Source organism: Chryseobacterium gregarium DSM 19109, from assembly GCF_000430845.1.
Classification (GTDB): domain Bacteria; phylum Bacteroidota; class Bacteroidia; order Flavobacteriales; family Weeksellaceae; genus Chryseobacterium; species Chryseobacterium gregarium.
Genome location: NZ_AUMU01000019.1, coordinates 1 through 17,304 on the forward strand (window position 1 = coordinate 1; position 17,304 = coordinate 17,304).

Sequence of the window (17,304 nt, forward strand, 5' to 3'; positions counted from 1 at the left end):
TCGGGGCGTAGCGTAGTCCGGTCATCGCGCCTGGTTTGGGACCAGGAGGTCGCAGGTTCGAATCCTGCCGCCCCGACTGTTTTAATAGTTTTCTCAAAATTATTTAATGGGTGCGTAGCTCAGCTGGATAGAGCATCTGCCTTCTAAGCAGACGGTCAAAGGTTCGAATCCTTTCGCGCTCACCACTCACAAATAAAGACCTTACAGCAATGTAAGGTCTTTTTTATTTTGCCTCACGTAAGGGTCAGGTATTTTGTTACATGGCAGTAAAAGAATCTAAAATGATCTCAGCAAAATTCAAATGTTCCTACTCTTTTAACAAAATCTTATCAATATTTTATTTTTACAAAAAAATGATCATCTTTCTGAAGATATATACAAAAGAGTTATTGCAAAATTAAGCATAGCCAGCTTTAAATCTGCCTTTGTAAATACGGATGAGGCTTTCTAACTGGCTGCGTCTTGCATAATCGGTGACCTCTATATTGGCCAGGCCTCCCGCATAATGTATCTGAAGTATGTGCTCTGCACCCCGCTTCGCATGATGAATGACGGTTATTTTAATATTAAAAACAACGTCCCAGCTGATAAAGCCGGTCTCAACGGTAAAGATTCCGCGTTCATTCAGAATGATACGGGGCTCATGCCGGGATACGTCTATTACACTGCGGACAATTATGCATAAAGACGAAAAAATCATTAATGCCCCCACCAGAATCAGAAAGGTTGATGATTCATCTGACTTAAAATTAAAAATCTCTACTCCAATGCCCGCAGCAAATACGATCGGATAGAAAAAAATCTTAATCAAAAGCCTTGGTCTGGAGTAATAAATAATGGTTTCCGAATCAGTACCGGCGTCATCAATAAAAACGTCCGGCGCCCCGGTTCGTTGCTGCAGCCTTCGCCACTGGTCCCTTTCCATAGCGGACTGGAGCTGAATCTTATCCAGGAAGCTGCCATAGCCGGAGCAAAGAGAAGCTTTTCTTGCAGCTCTCCTCAACTCTTCTACATCATTTACATGGCTGAATGCCCAAAGCTTCCAGCGCGTGGTGCGTTTGCTCCAAAACCGAAAAGGCAGGTAAAAAAATATAAAGGAATTAACGATCAGTACCGCAACAACGACCAGCCAGGTATTCGTAGTTAACGCATGCTCTCCTGTTATGGCTATAAACAATAAGGCAAAGGGAAACAAAAAAAAGAACAGACCTATCATCATTACTATTCTCGGTATGAGCAACATCTGCCGCCCTTTCGCTAATGCCTGATCAACTGAAACTAAGTCGGAATTTTGGTATTCTTTCATAGGGATTACTTTTGCTTATAACATAAATGAACAAAATGTTTTTTATGGTTTATATCAGCTATGTCAATTCTATTTCAACCAGTTTAATATATTTCTTTTTTTTATTTCTGATGATGATTCCGAAGGCATCAAAGGCGTTTCGGCTTAAATATTCAACATCAACATTTTCTCCACTTAATAATTCAGTTTCTTCAGCTTCATCTAAACCCAATTCATCTTCAAAATTGATACTCGTATTCGTCCAAATAAATATTTCAAAAATCTCTTCAGAATCATCACTATACCTGTGTTCAAAATAATCATCGTGAAAATCTTTTTTCTCGATGAGCAAAGCCTCGTAGCCGTGCATCCTTTCATCAAAGAGCAAAATTCTGCCAGCCGTTTTACTGCTCACTGCAAAGACAACTATGGGATAGTCTTGATGATTTTTCAGTAATCCATCCTCACATTTCTCTCCGCAGTACATTATTTTAAAAAACGTATGCCCATTGAACTTCAATTGTCCCTTCCAGGTTAATTTTTCAAACCATTTACTGAAAGCATATCCTTCTAAACTGTCAACATCAACCGTAAAGTTCTTAAGATAGTCTGGTGAACTGACTTTATTTTTCATACCTATACCTATTTATTAACAACCGTTTTGGGCATTATTGAATTTTCCGGAATAAACATATTCATTAAATTATTATCCATCTCTTTAATGGCCTTGTCCCAATTCATTATAAATTCCAGGTCTGGTTTCAAAATATTAAAATGCTCACGAGTAAAATTAATAAAAATATCCAATAAGACTTCTGCTGAATTGAAAGGCAGATCGGTTTTTACTGTGCAGAATACCTCTTGGTTTTCGTCATTTTCGTGTTAATTAAAAAACCACCGTAAGTATACAGTGGTTTTCATATTGATAAAAAAATTTCTATTTTAATTGATAAGAAATGCCGTTCCAAATATAGGTTTTAGAGTCTCGTTTCTTCTTCTCTCTGCCTCTGTCATCTTTTTCCATTTCTTCCATTTTGAAGATAAAAGCATTCGGAATTCCGCCTTTGTCATTGGGAAAGATCAATTCTTCACCATGATGATAAACATCGGCATCGCCCACATTCATCAGCTGAGGAAGGGCAACCAGTTTTTTATTTGTGAATAAAATATACTGATCATAACCTGCAATCCCGCACGCTTCCCCTGAAACATTCGCTTTTAATGTGAATTGTACATTTGTAAGCTTATGGTCACTTTCAATCGTAAAGGCTGCATAACTCAGGCTTTCACCGGATCCGGTATCAAAAGACACTTCATCAACCAGCTGATTGCCCTCCATGACTTTGACGCCGGCAATATTCTGCGGGTAGACCTGATTGAATTCCTTATCTTTTTTGTCAATGGTTTTAGACAGCCCGAAAAGAAAATCAAGCCCGTTCTTATTCCTGTATCCTACTGCGAGGCTTCCGCCCCAGATATACCCTTCTTTTGTTTCATTATTCTTCTGATAGGACAATTTATACCAGTTTGCAACCCTTTCCCCTAATTGCAAAACCGTATTTTCCTTTTTAAGAATCAGAACCTGCCGATTGGTCTGTAAAGAATCCAAAATTTGGCCTTTAACATCCGGCGATTGTCTGACCCGGGCCCAATCAGTGAAAATTTTCTGTGTTTTGCCCTCTTCAAAATTGAAAACTCCATTCGTATAGACGTATTCTTCTTCCTGGGCGGAAAAAGCCTGGGCGACACATAAAAATAAAAAAATAAGTACCGTTTTCATATTGTTATTTTTCAAGCAGTAAGCTTACCCACTCTTCACGCTGAAGCTGTTTTTTCAGGCTGAGCCCGCTTTCCTTAAATACTTCCAGGATATCATCCACATCAAAGAAACATAACCCCGAAAGAAGCAGCTGCCCTCCTTTGTTTAATACATTCACGTAGGTGGGAATATCAGAGATGAGGATGTTCCGGTTGATATTGGCCAAAATAATATCATAATGCTCTTTTCCTAAATTATCAGCAGTTCCCTGTTCAATATCGAGTTCCACTCCGTTTCTTTCAGCATTTTCTCTGGAATTTTCTACGGACCATTCATCAATATCAATAGCTTTGGTATGGGCGGCTCCCTGCTGCTTTGCATAAATAGCCAGTACAGAAGTCCCGCAGCCCATATCCAGGACCTGCTTACCATTGAAATCAATATCCATCATCTGCTGGATCATCAGATGGGTAGTCGGGTGGTGACCTGTCCCGAAAGACATTTTGGGCTGTATGATAATTTCGTGCATTCCCGGAACCGATTCATGGAATTCTGCCCTGATCATGACTTTATCATCAATATTAATCGGCTCAAAATTCTTTTCCCACTCTTCATTCCAGTTTATATTCGGCATTTCCTGGAAGGTGTATTCAATTTTTACATTTTCGTTCTGAAAAAGCGGAAGTGCTTTTAATTCTTCTTCATTCAAAACCTCTTTCTGTATATACCCTAGGATCCCTTCCAGCTCTTCTGTAAAACTGTCGAAACCTATTTCGATAAGCTCTGCCATCAGGATTTCATTCCACGGCTGAAGCGGAGAAATTTTGAAATTGAATTCTAAATAATGTTGCATGTGAATAATTTGCTGCAAAAATAAAACTACTTTTTTGATTTGCCGTTATTTTTGTCATTCCATAAGAATCCCGATTCAAATCTTTTTCAGATATGCTATTATAAACCCTGCTTAGATTTCTACGGAATAACAAATTTTGCGTTTAATGTTGTTTTGACGTTGCCTTGTCATGGTACCTTTACGAAAGACAAACAGTGAAAATACCGGCAAAAGCCTAGCCCCGATTGAAGCGGAAATCCTTTTTTGAAAAAAAAGATTGCAGTGGAAAGCGGGAAACAGCTCCTGAAAATTATCGATAAAAAAAGCGAACCGAAGTCCGCTCTGATTTATTATTTTAAACTGATTTCTATGGATTTGTCGAGAAAATAGACCCGTTGGCGATCAATGCCCTTCGGTTCATTTTCAGGATATCCCTCACCCATTCTGCGAAATCTTCCGGCTGAAGCACTTTTTCAGGATCGCCGTCTGTGAGGCCACCCTGGATCGACATATCCGATGCGATAGTGCTTGGGGTCAGCGTAACCACACGGATGTTCTGTTTTCTCCATTCCGCCATCATGGATTGCGACAATGAAACTACGGCTGCCTTGGAAGCAGCATAGGCTGACATATTTGGACCGCCCTTAAGGCCGGCTGTTGACGCTACGTTGATAATATCACCCTCCCCTTTTTCTTTCATGAAAGGATGTACTGCTTTTGCAGCATAATATACTCCGAAAAGATTGGTTTTAACAACCTGTTCCCAGGTTTCTGAAGGCATTTCCTCGATAGACCCGAAGTCACCGATTCCTGCATTGTTGATTAAAATATCAATCCCACCCAACTGCTCTGCTAAAGATTCAATTCCGGCCTTCACATGGATTTCATTGTCAATACTGAAAACGGCATACGCTGCATTTACACCCAATTTTCGGATTTCGTCAACCGTCATTTTAAGGTTTTCTTCGTTTCTTCCTGCAATTCCGATATTCACGCCTTCACCCGCCAATGCCAAAGCCACCGCTTTTCCCAATCCTCTTCCTCCACCGGTAATCACGGCATTCTTTCCGTTTATGTTCATTTTACTATTTTTTTATCTGTGCAAATTTACAAAAGCTATTTTTTTAATGCGAATGATCCCGAATGTTTTTCGCAAACAGACTTATTCAGAGAGTCTATTTAAATGTATTAATATTTGTAATTTCTATAAACAAAACCGGTTCTGTTCAGAACCGGTTTCAATTGAAAGTATAGTAAAAAATAAAAAAATCTAAGGAATAAGGATCTGGTTCTGAACTTCAAACTCTTCTGAAGCGGTAAACTGATGTCCGTACATATCTGATGTCCTTACCTCAACCTTATGTTTCCCAAGAGAAAGTTTTTTGGAAAAATCCCCCGTCCAGATGTGTTTTGACATTTCCGGGTTGGAAGGCCTTCTTCCCGAGAAAAGATTCTGCGTGGTGTCCCATTTGAACACCGACATGGCAAAGCTCGGATCCACCGTTTCGTCATACTGCATGGTTTCCCACTTTTCTCCGTCTATCCTGTATTCCACAGTATCCTTTTTGCTTCCCATAAAGAAATTAGCCAGGATCTTTGCAGAGGTTTTTACAGGATATGGAATGACCTTCGGGACATATAAATTAATCTGGTAGTCTTCCGGCTTTCCGGCAGTTTTATATTTGACTTTATACTGACTATCATTAAAACTGATGAAGGAATACCCTTTTGCAGTCCCGTCCCTCATGGTAGAAGTAGGCAGCCCGGAATCATCTGATGTTCCCGACCACCAGTCGCCGCAGGTAGTCCCCACGTTATACTCGTGGAGGTCTTTTGAACCGTTCCATCCTGCTTCCTTGCCGTAAAAAAGCTGTTGCTGGATGTGGGTATGTGCCGATAAGATCAATGCATTTCTGAACGGAGCCAGATCATCAAACAGTTTCTGACGGTCTGAATTCCTGAAATTATCTTCATTCTTGTGTTCCAGCGGAATGTGAAAGGAAACAACGATCAGTTTGCTTTTATCCACGAGCTTCAGGTCATTTTCAACAAATTTCAGCTGGTCTTCACGGAATCCTCCCCAGTAACCTTTTCCGTCCCTGGGATCAGGGTACAGAATATCATCCAGAACGATGAAGTGGACATTCCCGTAATTGAAAGAATAATTGGCAGGCCCGAAATTCGATTCAAAGGTTTCGTCTGATAAAAGGTCTTCTGTGGCATCGTAGTTCATATCATGGTTCCCCATCACGTTGTACCATGGCAGACCCACTTCTTTCATCACATCAGCATAAGGTTTCTGCAGGCTCAGGTTATCCCCGACAAGATCTCCGAGGCTGATTCCCAGTACTGCATTTTTCTTGGTGTTTTTAACTTCACTGACGATGGCTCGTTTAAAATAATCCAGTTGCTTCTCCGTATAAGGCTGAGGGTCGCCGAAAACGAGGATATCAAAGTTTTTGCTTTCGTTCTGTTTATGTAAGGCAAAGTTCAGTTCTTTAGGAAGTTCTCCGGTCGGCGCCGTTCCTTTGTATTTGAAATCTGCCGGTGAGCCTTTGGGCTTATACTGATAATAATATTGAGGAAGATTATTTGCGTTGACAGGCGTCATGTATCCTGACGGCTTGATCACGAAAACCGTCTGTCCGTCCTGAACCGGCAGGCTGTATCTCCCGTTTTTATCGGTTAATATGACCTGGACCCCATTGGAAACTGCTACTCCTTCGATTCCTTTCTCTCTGTTTTCTTTCTTCTGGTTTTTGTTGCTGTCTTCATACACATATCCCGAAACGGAAGCCTGTGAGAATGCCATTGCTGAAATTAACATACAAGGCATTAAAAGTTTTATATTCATTATTATTTCTTATTTTATTTTATGTTAATTATTTATTCCACCAGACTTTTACGTTGATATTATCACCGCCCATCTGCTGGACTGCCGACTGATAATTGGCTGTATTCAATACTCTTGGATTGGGAGGATACATCAGCCTTGAAGGCATGATTCCATTGTTTAAAAGGCCGCCGTTATTGGGAAGTACCGGGAATCCTGTCCTCCTTTTTTCAAACCATTGCTGCTGGTCTACAAAGAACAGGGCTACATATTTCTGGAGCATAATTCTCTCTAACGTCCCATTGTAAGCCACATTGGGATTGGTAAAATAGTTGGCAGGCATCACCGAACCCCACTGCTCAATGGTTGCCTTTACCCCATTTTCGTAATACGTCTGTGCATTTCCGGAAATAATTCCTTTAAATGCCAGCTCTGAAAGAATAAACTGCAGCTCCGCATACGGATACACCAAAATATTTAAAGGCGCTTTGGCCAGGTTCTGGTTCATGTTGGAAGGCTGGTAATCGAAAGTGGTTCCGTATGCGTATCCTGACGGAGCACCTTTATATCCGATATTTGCATTAGCCGGAATACTTTTCGCCTGACCGAAAAACAAAGCCATTCTCGGATCATTATTGGCTTTTAATGTTTCTACAAAAAATGCCGAGGCTACTCTTCCCGTTGTAAAATCCTGTGGTCTTGTGATCGGCGGAAGAAGCGGTGCCACGCCTGTAACGTTAACCTTTGCCGTTTCGGTATTGTTTTGGAAAACCGGGTAAACAGCAGGGTTATTAATGATCTCAGCGATCCTTTCATTCACATTGACTTCTCCATTTTTGCTTAAAATTCTGGTTAGCAACCTTAAAGAAAGTGAATTACAGAACTTTTTCCAGTTAACAATCCCATTGACATCGCTTTCAGCTTTGTAAAAAAGATCCGGGCCGCTAAGTGTTTTTGTAGTTACAAAAAGCGAGTTTGCCGTTTTTAAATCATCTAATAATTTAACGTAAATATCTTTTTGCTTATCAAACTTCGGCTGGGACACCCCTTCATCCAGACTTGATGCTTCAGAAAACGGAACATCACCGTAAGTATCCGTAAGATTGGAATAGATCCAGGCATTCAGGACCATTGAGATTGCAAGATAGTTCGGGTCATTATCTTTTTCTGCGGCAAATTTCATGTCTTTTACCTGCTTGATCCACTTGTAACTGTTGTTCCAGAAACCTGCCCCGGTATTTTCAGTAATGTTGTACCTGCTCAAGGTGTTTCCTTCGTTAGGAAAATCAAGGGAAACCTGCATGATGTCAAATGTGAAATCATTGGCTCTCATATAATTTACCGAAGACATACTGTACTGCACGGGAACTAATAATTTTGAAGCTACAGGCTCACTGATTCTGCTGTTATCTGTATTTACCTCATCAAGGCTTCTGCTGCATGAAACCGGAACAAGACCGATCCCTGCCATTAATAGTGTATTTAAAAGTAATTTTTTCATGATTTTAAATTTTAGAATTTAACATTAAGCTGAATCCCTACCGTTCTTGCCGTCGGCAGCTGTCCCATTTCTATTCCCGGAGTAATCTGGCTGTCATTCAGGGTTGCGACTTCCGGATCAAAGAGCGGGAATTTGGTCCACATCCAGAGATTTCTTCCGAATAATGCCAGCGTAAGGTCTGTTATTTTAAGCTGTTCGGTTACGGTTTTTGGGAAAGTATAGGCAATTCTTGCATCCCTTAACTTAATAAAAGAAGTATCAAATGTATTGGTTTCCACGTTTGCCCTTCTGTAATAATCTGCATAATAAGCAGATGCCAGTATTCCTTTTGTATTGGGCGAGAATGAACCGTCGGGGTTCTGCATGACTCCGGCCCCTACGATCAGGCCTCCCGGATTTTCCCTGCCGAATAAGGTATGTTCCAATTTTCCCTGTTCCGTCATCTTGTGGTGCGACTGTGAATAAGCCATTCCTTTATATTGTCCGTCGAATGAGAAGCTTACCGTAATTCCTTTGTACCTGAATTCGTTCTGAATCCCGGCTCTCCATTCCGGATACGCATTCCCTATTTTCTTCATCTGCGTCGGTTTTGCCGTCAGTCCGTCGTTTGCATTGAAAATTACCTGTCCGTCAGGAGAATACATCAGTCCGTAACCGTACATATCTCCTAATGAGCCACCGACAAATGCATTAAAGTACACTACTCCCCCTACACTATTCATGGTATAAGGTTCACCGTTGAACTCCTCGGGAAGAGAAAGTATCTTATTCCTGTTCAGCGACCAGTTGGCATTGATACTCCATGAAAAATTCTTGTTTTTAACAGGGTAAGTGTTTAATGTCATTTCAAGACCTCTGTTTCTCACTTCACCGGCATTGATGACTTTATTGCTGTACCCGGTTTCCCATAATGTCGGGATGCTGATAATCTGATCTTTGGAATTGTTCTGATACGCTGTGATGGTATAATTTATTCTGCTTTTAAGAATACTAAACTCCATTCCTGCTTCTATGGTCGTAATCATATTGGGTCTCAGATTCGGATTTGGATATAATGAAGGAATCTCCACAGAACCGGCGAAATCACTGTTGTTGTAATATTTGATCAGATTGTATGGATTGGTATCATTTCCGACTCTCGACCAGGAAGCTCTGAGTTTCCAATAGTTAAATTTATCCGATGTCAGTTTGAAAATATCTGAAAGGATAAACGAGGTTGCTGCCGAAGGGTAGAAATAAGAGCGGTTCTCTTTCGGAAGTGTGCTGCTCCAGTCGTTTCTTGCGGTAAGGTCCAGGAATATTTTATTCTTGTAACTTAATGTAGCTAAACCGTATGCACTGTTTACCTGTTTATCATTGGGTTTTGCAAATTTTGAAATGTTTGAAATACCGTTTGGAAGTGTATATACCCCCGGCTTCAACAGCCCTTCTGCCGTATAATCATTCAGGATAAATTCCGTGTATCGTATATTTCCTCCGGCAGATGCGCTGAAATCGAAGTCGTTAAACTGGGTTCTGTACGTGAACAGGATATCATTGTTTAAGTCCATTAGTCTCAGATGCTGTTCCCTGTACATTCCCTGTAGGTAATTGGCAGAGCTCCATGGTCTTTTCTGGGTGCGCAGCTCGTTGTTGAGCTCCATTCCTGATCTTACCAGCACGTCGAGGTTCTTGGTAATTTTATAATTAAGGTTTACGTTTCCGGTGATGAAGTTTTTATCGACCCCGTTCAGCATTTCATAAGCGATGAGGTAAGGATTATCAATAAACGAACTGAACGGATGAACCTGATCAACCTGCTCTTTTCCGGCTTTCCATATAGGTCTGTACCAGGACAGGTCAATATTCGGGTTCTGGAAAATCATAAAATAGGAAATCGACTGATTGCTGTATCCGGTTGCTGGCAGGTTGTCACTTTTTGTTTTGCTGTAATTTAACTTAATCCCGATCTTTAATTTTTCACTGAGTTTATGATCCACTGAAAAAGCGGCGGTAAATCTGTCGAAGCCCGTATTCGGCATCATCCATTCATTTTTCAGATACGTTAAAGATGATCTAAACGATGTGTTTTCATTAGAAGCTTCTACGGAGATATTATTGGAAAACGTAGTCCCGGTTTCCCAGAATCCTTTGATGTTATCCTTGTAAGGCTGCCATAATTGTCTTGTTGCCCCCTGCCCTTCGATTGTGGGATCGTACTGGAAATAATACTGTCCGGCAAATTTAGGCCCGAACGCACTGCTGGTAGAGCCTGTATTGACACCGTCTGCAGAAGCTCCGTAAGAATAGTAATAGTTTCCGTTTGTATCTTTCTGCATGGTTCCCTGCCCGTATTCGTATTGGTAATCCGGCCATTTCAACACTGTGTCATAACTGGAATAGGAATTTAAGCTTACCTGCACTTTGCCATTCCTGCTTTTCCCGGATTTTGTCGTGATCATGATGGCACCGGCTGCCCCTCGTGATCCGTATAAGGCAGATGCCGTAGCTCCTTTCAGAACCGTTATGGATTCAATATCATCCGGGTTGATGGTATTGATCCCATTTCCGTAATCAATGGGTAAATCTGCTTTGGCACCGGCTCCGTATGGTGAAAAACCGGTTCCCGTAGTGGTACCGTTGAGCGGAACGCCGTCTACTACAACAAGGGCACTGTTCTCGCTTGGGTTCATAGAAATATCACCTCTCAGCTTAATAATTGAACTTCCCAGGGGCCCGGCTCCGGCGGTCTGGATTTTCAGACCTGCCACTTTTCCTTCCAGTGCCTGTGACCAATTGTTGTTCTGGGTTTTTAGTAACTCTTCAGATTTGATCGTTTCCGCCACATATCCTAAGGACCTGTCCTGCCTTTTGATTCCCAAAGCCGTAACCACAACTTCGTCAATATTTTTAATAGTATCCCGCTTTGCTTTTTGCTGGGCTGCCAGATTAACGCTTACCAATCCTAACAGCGACAGAATAAACAGCTTTTGTGTCTCTTTACGCATATCCTTTTTGTTTGCGCAAAATTAGAACGACATTATGACTACCGGTTTAACAAGGTTTTAACATTTATTAAATAATTATTAAACCAAATATTAATTTATGTTTAACAGAAAAGCATACAGGTTTGGTTAATAACAGGTTAAATCAGTTACATATTTTTAATATTCAGGACTGCTTTTTTATGCCTATTTTTATTGTCTTTTTATGAGAAAATAAAAGATACCCTACATATACCACTATTCATTATATATTAAATTATAATTGGTATTTAAGCAAAAAAATCAGTCTGCCTATTTGAGGCAGACTGATTTTTTTTTCATGAGGTTAAGCTTATTGATTTTTAAGCTGATCAGGAATATTGGTCGTAACAAATCCGATCTTTTGTTTTTTCAGTTCTTCATATACGGCAATGTCATTTACCGTCCATGCATTGGTGATCAATCCCAGTGCTGCTGCTTCAGCGATCCAGTCCGGATTTTTCTGAAAAACACTGTAATGGTAATCAATTCCGTCCAGTCCTTCGTCTTTGATCTGCTGTGGAGACAGATCACCCTTCAGGTACTGCACTTTGAAAGACGGTTCCAGCTTTTTAATCTCCTTACAGATATTCAGGCTGAAAGAAATGAATTCACTCTGGGATCCCAGCTTCATGTCCTTAATCATTCTGACAGTTTTTGCCGTCAGCTCATCTTCCTTTTCTTTTGTTTGATCAGGCTTGATCTCAACAATAAGTTTCAGTGATTTGTCTTTTTTCCCTTGTTTTAAATAATCTTTAAGCGTAGGAAAATCTTCTCCGTTTGATAATTTTACTTTCCTGAGTTCATTGAAATCGGTTTCGGAAATTTCCATTTTCGCATGGTGTTCATCGTGGTTTACCACCAGAATCCCATCCTTTGTCATTCTAACATCGAATTCGGAACCGTAAATTTTTAATTTCTGTGCATTTTCCAATGACTTCAGAGAATTCTCTGTGGTTGGCGGCTGAGTCTGCCAATACCCTCTGTGTGCGATAACCCGGGTTTGTGCCTTCATGATCACGGTGCTTACAATTGCTAACCCTAAGATAACTTTTTTCATAATATAATCTGATAATTAAACTAAAGTCTTGCGACCCCTGATAAAAATAGTATTGAATTGATGAAATATATTCATCAATAATAAATACAAAGATATTATTTGTTTTTTCTTCCCGGCTACCATCAGTTTTAACAGTATTTTAATTCGGCTAAAATATTTTGGTTCCGTTATTCTTTTAATGATACGAGTTTAATTATTTTTGCTGAAATACAGAAACCCAATGCCCGAGAATATTCAACAGAAAATAGAAGACCTGCGTAAAGAGCTTCATCAGCATAATGAAAATTATTACCTGATGGATGCTCCTTCGATTTCAGATTATGATTTTGATATGCTGCTTGAGGAACTGCGTGACCTGGAGGCAAAGCATCCGGAGTTTTATGATGAGAACTCCCCTACGGTACGTGTCGGCGGGGGAATTACAAAAGTGTTCCCGACCATCCAGCATAAATTCAGGATGTATTCGCTGGACAATTCTTATGATTTCGATGATCTTGAAGACTGGGAAAAAAGAATCATCAAAACCATTGATGATCCGGTAGAATTTGTAGCCGAGCTGAAATATGACGGTGCTTCTATTTCCATACGTTATGAAAACGGGAAGCTGGCGCAGGCCGTTACCCGCGGAGACGGTTTTCAGGGAGACGAAATTACAGGAAATGTCCGCACGATTTCCGACATTCCCCTGAAACTGAAAGGGGATTTTCCGGAAAACTTTTTCATGCGGGGCGAGATTTATTTAACCCGGAAAAATTTCGATAAAATCAATCAGCAGCGGCAGGAAGACGGCCTCGACCCTTTTATGAACCCAAGGAATACCGCCAGCGGAAGTTTAAAAATGCAGGACAGCGGCGAAGTGCGGAAACGCGGCCTCTCTTCAGTACTCTATCAGTTTATTTCGGAAGAAATCCCCGCAGAAAGCCATTGGGAATTGCTGGAAAAAGCAAAATCCTGGGGTTTTAAAACCTCGCAGCAGGCCAGGCTTTGCTCGACTATGAATGCAGTCAAGGAATTTATCAGTTACTGGGACATAGAACGCCATAACCTGCCATTCGAAATTGATGGTATCGTTTTAAAAGTGAATTCCTTAAAACAGCAGCGGCAGCTTGGCTATACGGCAAAATCCCCGCGCTGGGCCATGGCCTATAAATTCAAGGCGGAAAAAGTGGAAACCGAGCTCATGAGTGTTTCTTATCAGGTAGGAAGAACCGGAGCTATTACCCCTGTTGCCAACCTGAAACCTGTTCTGCTGGCAGGGACTATTGTAAAAAGAGCATCGCTGCATAATGAAGACATCATTAAGAAGCTCGGCCTCCATGAGCATGATTTTGTTTACGTAGAAAAAGGCGGCGAGATCATCCCTAAAATTATTGCGGTAAACCCGGAAAAAAGAAACCCGGAAAATAAAGAAATCGAATATATTAAAAACTGCCCGGAATGCGGAACAGAACTGGTAAAGATAGAAGACCAGGCCATCCATTTCTGCCCGAATGAGCTTCACTGCCCGCCGCAAGTGGTTGGACGGATGATCCATTATGTATCCCGAAAGGCTCTGAATATTGAAAACCTCGGAAGCGAGACCATTGAACAGCTGTACAGGGAACGGCTGATTGAAAATCCTGCCGATTTTTATGTATTGACGAAAGAACAGATTCTGCCTCTTGAAAGAATGGCGGAAAAATCGGCCCAGAATATTATTTCAGGAATCGAGAAGTCAAAAGAGATCCCATTCGAAAAAGTATTATACGGAATAGGCATTAAACATGTAGGGGAAACCGTTGCCAAAAAACTGGTAAAGAATTTCCCAACCATTGATGAGCTGATTCAGGCAACCGTGGAAGAACTTTGCCAGGTAGAAGACATCGGGACAAAAATTGCCGTAAGCATTGTCGATTTCTTTAATAATTCGGAGAATATCTTAATGATCGAACGGTTAAAATCCTATGGCGTCAAGCTTGAAAGAGGCGAAAGTACCAGTGAACTCATTTCCAATATTCTGGATGGGAAAACATTTCTTTTCACCGGTAAGCTTTCTTTATTTACCCGCGAAGCTGCCGAAGAAATGGTGGAAAAACACGGCGGGAAAAACATTTCAGCCGTTTCCAAGAATCTGAATTACCTCGTCGTCGGTGAAAAAGCAGGCAGCAAACTGAAAAAAGCCCAAAGTATCGGGACCATAGAAATTCTGGACGAGCAGCAGTTTCTGGATCTGATTGAGAAGCAATAAAATTTTCTCACTAAAATAAATTAACACAATAAGCCATTGGGATTTTCTTTCAATGGCTTACTTTTGCAAAAATTAAAAATATAAAACGAATAATAACCATGAGAAAAATTTACCTAATCATTTGTATGATTTTGTTTTCTGTGTTTCAGGCGCAGATTGTGAATATTCCTGACCCTATTTTCAAAGCCAAACTTATTTCTTCCACAGCAACCAATGGTATTGTAATCAATAGCTCTGGTGCCAGTATTAAACTTGATACGAATAATGATGGTGAAGTTCAGGTTTCAGAAGCATTAACTGTCTCTAAGATTGACATTTATAATAGTTCAGTGACAGATCTTACGGGAATTAATTCTTTCATTAATCTAAAAGCATTATATATTGGTAATAATAATCTTTCCTCTATATCGCTAAACCTACCCATTTTAGAAGTTTTAAGATTTGGGAATTCCGGTCTGAATACTGTAGATATTATGTCCTGTCCTAATCTCGTGGTGGTGGATGCAGATTATTTCAATCCTATATTTTCACTGAACAGTAATACAGTAACATATCTTACGGTTGGGGGCAATAACCTTCAGACAATTAATTTACAAGGACTCACCGCATTGAAACAAGTAAATGCAAGCGGACCCGCTTTAGAAATAATAAACGGATCTAATATGCCAACTATAGAAGAAGCATACATAAGTTATTCTCCTTTGATGTCCCAAATCAATTTCAGCGGATCTTCTAATTTCAAAAAACTGGATGTTCATAATACAGGTTTAACCAATTTGAATCTCACCAATTATACAGGTCTTATTTTTTTGAACTGCTCTAATAATACATTTTCAAATGTTGTTTTGGATGGTTGTACTTCACTTTCGAATATCAGTTTAGCAAACAATAACATATCAGCCATAAGCATGAATGGCGCCAATGCTATCGGAAGTGTTAACCTGAGCAATAACCAGCTGACATCAATCTCATTTTCCAATCTTTCCGGTCTAGGATATCTGGATCTGAGAAGTAATAACCTTTCAAATATTACATTAAATAATCTTCCAAATCTATGGTATCTGTATCTAAGCAGCAACCAGCTTACTTCCTTAAACCTATCCACCGCAACGAAAATAAAATCATTGCTTTGTTCCTACAACAAGCTTTCGAATATAGATGTAAGCATGCTTACTGATCTCTCGAATATTGAATGTGCAGCGAATAAACTTATTCAGCTTGATTTATCAAATAACAAATTATTACAAAATATAACATGTAATTATAATCCTCATCTTGAACAGTTATTTATTAAAAATCAAACGGTTCAGCCTTCCAATGTAAATTTTATTTTTCCCAATCCAAGCTTAAAATATATTTGCTGTGATGCATCTGAGATTACCGATTACACGAATCATGTCTCAATGTATAATCCAGAAGGCAATACTATTGTTAACAGTGACTGCTATTTTATTGCGAATACCAACCATTATGTTCAGGGAAATACAAAATATGATATCAACAATAACGGGTGCGATACCACAGACCCGAATAAAGCCTTTCAGAAATTTTCCGTAGTAAATAGTTCTGCTTCAGGCACTTTCATATCAGGTATTTCAGGTAGTTTTTCAATCCCTGTACCAATAGGGTCAACCGTTATAACTCCATTTATTGAAAATCCTGGTTATTTTAATTTTTCACCGGTAAATTTTACAGCAAATATTACCACTTCAACGATCAACTTAGCTCAAAATTTCTGTATTTCTGCAAACGGAAACCACAATGATCTCGAAGTTTTAGTTATCCCAGTAACAGCAGCTGCTCCAGGCTTTAATACAAAATATAAGATCATTTACAAAAATAAAGGGACAGCAGCACAATCCGGAACTTTAGCATTTAATTATAATGATATTTTAACGGATTATTTAACTGCAACAGTAAATCCAAGTTCTCAATTAACAGGATTATTAAATTGGGATTTCACTAATCTCCTACCTTTTGAGACCAGAGAAATTACCGTGACTTTAAAATTAAACACTCCAACGCAGGTTCCACCTTTAAATGGCAGTGATGTACTTCATTATACAGCTCAAATCAACGGAGCGACAGATGAAACGCCTTTAGACAATACCTTTACATTAAACCAAACTGTGGTAAACTCATTCGATCCTAATGATAAAACCTGTTTGGAAGGAACTTCAATTGCCCAGGCAAAAGTCGGAGATTATGTTCATTATTTAATCCGGTTTGAAAATACGGGAACCGCAAATGCACAGAATATCGTCGTGAAAGATGTAATTGATACTTCAAAATTCGATTTATCAAGTTTGGTGGCGATGAACGGAAGTCATAATTTTGTAACGAGAATTACAAATGGAAATACTGTAGAATTTATCTTTGAAAACATTCAGCTTCCTTTTAATAATGCGACCAATGACGGATATGTCTCGTTTAAAATAAAAACGAAATCTACTTTAAGCCTCGGAGACAGCTTCAGCAATACGGCAAAAATTTATTTCGACTATAATGCTCCTATTTTAACCAATACCTATACAACAAATGTACAGAATGTATTGGCCACATCTGAAACCAATAAGGAAAATAAAGACATTACGATATATCCGAATCCTGTTAAAGACATTTTGTATATTCAGTCTAAAACAGAAATTGTAAAAGCGGAAGTTTATGATGCAGCAGGACGAATCATTACTTCAGTAAATGTCAAAGGAAACTCCGTTAATGTTTCTGAACTTGCCAAAGGAAGTTATATCATCAGATTATCATCAAAGGATAAAACGGTCATTCAGAAATTTATTAAGGATTAAA

Annotated in this window: 11 protein-coding genes and 2 tRNA genes; 4 read left to right on the plus strand and 9 right to left on the minus strand. The window is 39.7% G+C overall.

Annotated features, from left to right (window positions below):
* Nucleotide 1: 1 nt before the first annotated feature.
* Nucleotides 2–76, plus strand: a tRNA-Pro gene (locus H561_RS0118115).
* A 32-nt stretch (nt 77–108) separates the two neighbouring features.
* A tRNA-Arg gene (locus H561_RS0118120) sits at nt 109–185 on the plus strand.
* A gap of 212 nt (nt 186–397) precedes the next feature.
* On the opposite strand, the gene H561_RS0118130 is transcribed toward H561_RS0118120, so the two are convergent.
* From H561_RS0118130 to H561_RS0118180, 9 genes are all read right to left on the minus strand, one after another.
* Nucleotides 398–1,306 carry a hypothetical protein gene (locus H561_RS0118130; protein ID WP_027388287.1) on the minus strand — a complete coding sequence of 303 codons (909 nt, stop codon included), beginning with the start codon at nt 1,304–1,306 and terminating at the stop codon, nt 398–400.
* 58 nt (nt 1,307–1,364) lie between these two features.
* The gene (locus H561_RS22815) at nt 1,365–1,919 is read right to left on the minus strand and encodes a hypothetical protein (protein ID WP_051349444.1); all 555 of its coding nucleotides are present in this window, start codon (nt 1,917–1,919) and stop codon (nt 1,365–1,367) included.
* Between the two features lie 303 nt (nt 1,920–2,222).
* Nucleotides 2,223–3,065 (minus strand): SH3 domain-containing protein, encoded by an 843-nt coding sequence (locus tag H561_RS0118145; RefSeq protein WP_027388288.1) that lies wholly within the window; start codon nt 3,063–3,065, stop codon nt 2,223–2,225.
* A 4-nt stretch (nt 3,066–3,069) separates the two neighbouring features.
* Complete coding sequence (gene prmA, locus H561_RS0118150; protein WP_027388289.1) at nt 3,070–3,897, minus strand: 50S ribosomal protein L11 methyltransferase; 828 nt, start codon at nt 3,895–3,897, stop codon at nt 3,070–3,072.
* 346 nt (nt 3,898–4,243) lie between these two features.
* Nucleotides 4,244–4,957 (minus strand): 3-ketoacyl-ACP reductase, encoded by a 714-nt coding sequence (locus H561_RS0118160; protein WP_027388290.1) that lies wholly within the window; start codon nt 4,955–4,957, stop codon nt 4,244–4,246.
* 189 nt (nt 4,958–5,146) lie between these two features.
* A complete protein-coding gene (locus H561_RS0118165; protein WP_027388291.1) occupies nt 5,147–6,712 on the minus strand; it encodes a calcineurin-like phosphoesterase C-terminal domain-containing protein in 1,566 nt (521 codons plus the stop codon).
* Between the two features lie 46 nt (nt 6,713–6,758).
* Nucleotides 6,759–8,210: a SusD/RagB family nutrient-binding outer membrane lipoprotein gene (locus H561_RS0118170; RefSeq protein ID WP_027388292.1), complete on the minus strand. Its 1,452-nt coding sequence runs from the start codon at nt 8,208–8,210 to the stop codon at nt 6,759–6,761.
* An 11-nt stretch (nt 8,211–8,221) separates the two neighbouring features.
* Nucleotides 8,222–11,197 carry a SusC/RagA family TonB-linked outer membrane protein gene (locus H561_RS0118175; RefSeq protein ID WP_027388293.1) on the minus strand — a complete coding sequence of 992 codons (2,976 nt, stop codon included), beginning with the start codon at nt 11,195–11,197 and terminating at the stop codon, nt 8,222–8,224.
* 328 nt (nt 11,198–11,525) lie between these two features.
* The gene (locus H561_RS0118180; protein WP_027388294.1) at nt 11,526–12,272 is read right to left on the minus strand and encodes a glycerophosphodiester phosphodiesterase; all 747 of its coding nucleotides are present in this window, start codon (nt 12,270–12,272) and stop codon (nt 11,526–11,528) included.
* Nucleotides 12,273–12,492: 220 nt separating this feature from the next.
* Here H561_RS0118180 and ligA point away from each other — a divergent pair, with 220 nt between their 5' ends.
* Nucleotides 12,493–14,499, plus strand: coding sequence for an NAD-dependent DNA ligase LigA (gene ligA / locus H561_RS0118185; protein WP_027388295.1), 2,007 nt, complete (start codon nt 12,493–12,495; stop codon nt 14,497–14,499).
* Nucleotides 14,500–14,624: 125 nt separating this feature from the next.
* A complete protein-coding gene (locus tag H561_RS0118190; RefSeq protein WP_162143035.1) occupies nt 14,625–17,303 on the plus strand; it encodes a DUF7619 domain-containing protein in 2,679 nt (892 codons plus the stop codon).
* The last annotated feature ends 1 nt before the right edge of the window (nt 17,304 follow it).

Bases quoted from the DNA above. Each gene is read 5' to 3' on its own strand.
- H561_RS0118130 (WP_027388287.1), bottom strand. From the start codon at position 1,306: ATGAAAGAATACCAAAATTCCGACTTAGTTTCAGTTGATCAGGCATTA.
- H561_RS22815 (WP_051349444.1), bottom strand. From the start codon at position 1,919: ATGAAAAATAAAGTCAGTTCACCAGACTATCTTAAGAACTTTACGGTT.
- H561_RS0118145 (WP_027388288.1), bottom strand. From the start codon at position 3,065: ATGAAAACGGTACTTATTTTTTTATTTTTATGTGTCGCCCAGGCTTTT.
- prmA (WP_027388289.1), bottom strand. From the start codon at position 3,897: ATGCAACATTATTTAGAATTCAATTTCAAAATTTCTCCGCTTCAGCCG.
- H561_RS0118160 (WP_027388290.1), bottom strand. From the start codon at position 4,957: ATGAACATAAACGGAAAGAATGCCGTGATTACCGGTGGAGGAAGAGGA.
- H561_RS0118165 (WP_027388291.1), bottom strand. From the start codon at position 6,712: ATGCCTTGTATGTTAATTTCAGCAATGGCATTCTCACAGGCTTCCGTT.
- H561_RS0118170 (WP_027388292.1), bottom strand. From the start codon at position 8,210: ATGAAAAAATTACTTTTAAATACACTATTAATGGCAGGGATCGGTCTT.
- H561_RS0118175 (WP_027388293.1), bottom strand. From the start codon at position 11,197: ATGCGTAAAGAGACACAAAAGCTGTTTATTCTGTCGCTGTTAGGATTG.
- H561_RS0118180 (WP_027388294.1), bottom strand. From the start codon at position 12,272: ATGAAAAAAGTTATCTTAGGGTTAGCAATTGTAAGCACCGTGATCATG.
- ligA (WP_027388295.1), top strand. From the start codon at position 12,493: ATGCCCGAGAATATTCAACAGAAAATAGAAGACCTGCGTAAAGAGCTT.
- H561_RS0118190 (WP_162143035.1), top strand. From the start codon at position 14,625: ATGATTTTGTTTTCTGTGTTTCAGGCGCAGATTGTGAATATTCCTGAC.